Genomic DNA, 3,618 nt, shown 5'->3' on the forward strand with positions numbered 1-3,618 from the left:
ATCTACAACAACTACTTCAACAACACAAACAGCAACGCGGATCTACCTTCTACTCCGTTGATTAGAAATATGTTGTACGTGTATAAAACACCTGGAACGAACATAGTCGGCGGACCTTATATTGGCGGAAACTACTGGGGTAAGCCTGATGGCACCGGCTTTAGCGATACATGTAGCGATAGCGATTCAGACGGGATTTGTGATTCCCAATACGTACTCACGTACTTCTACAGTAGGCCAACAAACATCGACGAGTTTCCGCTAACACGCATTACTCCCACACCACCCACATCAATTCCGGAGTACTCAAGCATGATAATGCCTGTTATCGGCATTTTCACCTTGATGGCTCTCAAGCTGACGAGAAGAAAAGAGTAAATTATATTCATTCTCCTCCAATTTTTTCTGATTGGATTACCATCGGCATGAAGAGGAAAAGTGTACTGGATGCGAATTCGATCCGATTCCAAGATAAAAACATTTAATTACCCCCGGCAGTTCGAGTAATATGCTTCCTCCCAAGTCGAACTTTTCGGAGTGGCTTCACGAGGTGATTCAGCAGGCGGAGATAATGGATATTCGATACCCGGTAAAGGGTCTTTACGTATGGTTTCCTTTCGGTTTTAAAATAAGGAGGCTCGTTTACGATAAGCTTAGGGAGATAATGGACAGACATCACGATGAAGTTTACTTCCCGACGCTCATTCCAGAAACTGAGCTGGGAAAGGAGAGCGAGCACATTAAAGGGTTTGAGGACGAGGTTTTCTGGGTCACCCACGGAGGTCTGGAGAAGCTCGACGTCAAGCTCGCTTTGAGACCGACGAGCGAAACAGCGATGTACCCAATGTTCAAGCTCTGGATAAGGAGCCACGCAGATCTTCCTCTCAGAGTTTACCAGATCGTCAACGTTTTCAGATACGAAACAAAACACACAAGACCTCTGATAAGGTTGAGAGAGATAACTTCCTTCAAAGAGGCACACACAGCTCACAGGAATTACGAGGAGGCTGAAGAAAATGTTAAGCTTGCGATATCTTTGTACAAGGAATTTTACGACTTTTTAGCAATTCCCTACCTCATACTGAGGAGACCGGAGTGGGACAAGTTCCCCGGAGCTGACTACACGATAGCCTTCGACACCGTCATGCCGGACGGAAGAACAATGCAGATAGGCACTGTTCACCACTTGGCTGACAACTTCGCTAAAACTTTCGACATAAAGTACGAAACTCCAGACGGAAGTCACGCTTACGTGCACCAAACGTGCTACGGAATTTCGGAAAGATGCATTGCTGCATTGATTAGCATACACGGAGACGATCTCGGGCTTGTTCTTCCATTCGAAGTTTCTCCGGTTCAGATAGTGGTAATACCGATTCTCTACAAGGGTAAAGAAGAAGAAGTACTAGATCTTAGCAAGAGAGTTTACGAGAAGTTGAAGGACTTCGGATTTAGAGTAGTTCTTGACGACTCGGACGAAAGACCCGGGGCGAAATACTACAAGTGGGAGCTGAAGGGTGTGCCCATCAGAATTGAGATAGGTCCGAAAGAGGCTGAGAAGAATGAGGTAGTCGTGTCGTTTAGAGACGAGAAAGTAAAGAGATCGGTAAGCGTGGAGGAGCTGAGTAAGGAGAAAATACTTGGGTGGGCAAGAGAAATGAAAGAGAGACTTAAGAAGAGGGCAGAAGAGGAAATGAAAGCTAAGGTCAGGATTTTCACTAACTTGGAAGAGGCTAAGAACTGGATAGGAAAAGGAGTGGCAGTTTTCTACTTCTGCGGAGATGAAAAGTGCGGAGAAGAGGTAGAGGAAACACTCTCCGCTGGAATTCTCGGAAAGTTTGAGGAAATACCCGAATGGATTTCAGCCGAAGAAAAAGGAAGATGTGTAAATTGCGGGAGAGAAGGCTTCCTAAGTGCTGCCGCTAAGAGCTACTAAAAAATTTTTATTTTTTACTTGTGACAAGTTGTGCACTTTATCGTAGGATAGTGCTCTGTCTTGTCAGTATGGCAGCTCTCGCAGATCGTTCTCACTCCTACTGATTTATGAGGCTGGTGGCAGCTCTTACAGTCTTTCCCTTCGTGCTTCATGTGCATCGGATTTTTCGGAGCTGTGTGGCAGGTTTCGCAGCTGAAGGGTTCTTCGGTCACGTGAGGCTGGTGGCAGTAGCTACAATCGCTCTTCGCATGAGCCCCCTCAGGCAAAGCGAGTATTATGTTTCTCTCGGTGTGACACTTTTTACAATCCTGCTGGTGGGGTTTTATGTCCTCTCCTCTCTCCTTTACGCTTGCTAAGAAGGGGTGGCAGTTCGTACAGTGGAAGTCCATACTCTTTATTCTCAGCTTTTTGTCGCTGTGGCACTGCATGCATTCGCTTCTGTCCGGAACAAATCTGTGAATCCTTCCTCCGTGGCAATCTATACAGTTAGCGTGAGCTTTCTCAAGATGGACTCTGTGTCCGGCGGTTTCCGCAACATAGGGCCATTTGCCGTGCTTGAAGTGACATTCCTCACACCTCTCGTTCTCAATTTTCACGTGCTCCCTGATGTCTTCGCTAACCTTTTCTGGACGCTCCGTAAAGTACACAACGAGAAGTCTCATGTTCTCTTCCATGTTCGCCACATGGCACTCGTGGCAGGTCACATTCCTGTGAGGGCTTTGGTTCCACTTATTCCACGCTTCTTCCATGATGTGACAGGTTTTGCAGAACCTCGGATCGTCTTCGATGAATACGTAAGTCTTTGCTCCGACTACTCCAAGGATTATCCCCGAAATTACCAAGGCAGCCACTATGGATTTAACATCCATGATAAGAGTTGCTCGAAATGGTAAATAAATAATTTGCCTTTTTGTTCGAATGCTTTCAAGAAATAACCCTGTCCTCAGTATTTAAAGTCTGGAAGAACGTCTCTTTCCATTCCAAAAGCAAATTTCAGCTCGGGTAAAGTTATTATCGGCTTGTCGAATTTTTTCCAGTCATCATAAGCTATTCTCGGACAAGCAGTGTTAATGTAGCAATCAAAGTCGAAATTTCTGAGTTTCTCCGGAGTAATTTCGTCGCAGAAGACTATGAACGCTTCTTTTCCTTGTTTTTTCAAAATTTTCAAAGCTTCTTTTGCCTTCTTCATGTTAAATTGTCCGGGCTTTGAAGAGACGAGGATTCCAAATTTTTCGCAGTGAATAGCTTTCGTAGCGATTTTGTATCTCTCTTTTTTAAATTCGTCTGCCCTAACTTCTTCGATTTCCCCGCTGAGTGGAGAATATCTGTAAACTTTCCTTCCAAGAAAAGCTATTCCGAGAGGGTGAAAAAGACCATCTCCGATAAAAAGAACAGCCTCATATTCTCCTCTCAAGCTCGTAAAATTACAACCGAGAACTTGCCCTTCAAATTCGAGATCGCCTTTTCCGAGAAAAACGTCGTAACCGCTCCTTTCAAGTTCTTCCTTCACTTCTCTAAATTTCCATGCGTAATTTGCTGTTCCCGCTAAGGCTATTTTCTTCTCTCTGACGGTCTTTCTTATCAGTTCAATGTCGATTTGATACTCGTAAAAGTAGGGAAGGAACACAACTCTTTCGAACTTCATTGGTGGATGGGCGATATGAATAAGATAATCCACGTGC

General features: G+C 44.7%; 4 protein-coding genes. 2 read left to right on the forward strand and 2 right to left on the reverse strand.

The annotated features are described in order from the left end of the window. Together F7C14_RS02070 and proS are read left to right on the forward strand one after the other, a co-directional pair. Positions 1-378: a NosD domain-containing protein gene (locus tag F7C14_RS02070; RefSeq protein ID WP_290899480.1), complete on the forward strand. Its 378-nt coding sequence runs from the start codon at positions 1-3 to the stop codon at positions 376-378. A gap of 130 nt (positions 379-508) precedes the next feature. Beyond that, complete coding sequence (gene proS, locus F7C14_RS02075) at positions 509-1,936, forward strand: proline--tRNA ligase (protein WP_290899483.1); 1,428 nt, start codon at positions 509-511, stop codon at positions 1,934-1,936. Between the two features lie 14 nt (positions 1,937-1,950). On the opposite strand, the gene F7C14_RS02080 is transcribed toward proS, so the two are convergent. Together F7C14_RS02080 and dph2 are read right to left on the reverse strand one after the other, a co-directional pair. Then, positions 1,951-2,805 carry a NapC/NirT family cytochrome c gene (locus F7C14_RS02080; protein WP_290899485.1) on the reverse strand — a complete coding sequence of 285 codons (855 nt, stop codon included), beginning with the start codon at positions 2,803-2,805 and terminating at the stop codon, positions 1,951-1,953. Positions 2,806-2,879: 74 nt separating this feature from the next. Then, positions 2,880-3,618, reverse strand: a 739-nt coding sequence (dph2, locus tag F7C14_RS02085) for a diphthamide biosynthesis enzyme Dph2 (protein ID WP_290899488.1), incomplete at its 5' end; no start/stop codon positions are given.

The organism is Ferroglobus sp. (assembly GCF_015521575.1).
Classification (GTDB): domain Archaea; phylum Halobacteriota; class Archaeoglobi; order Archaeoglobales; family Archaeoglobaceae; genus Ferroglobus.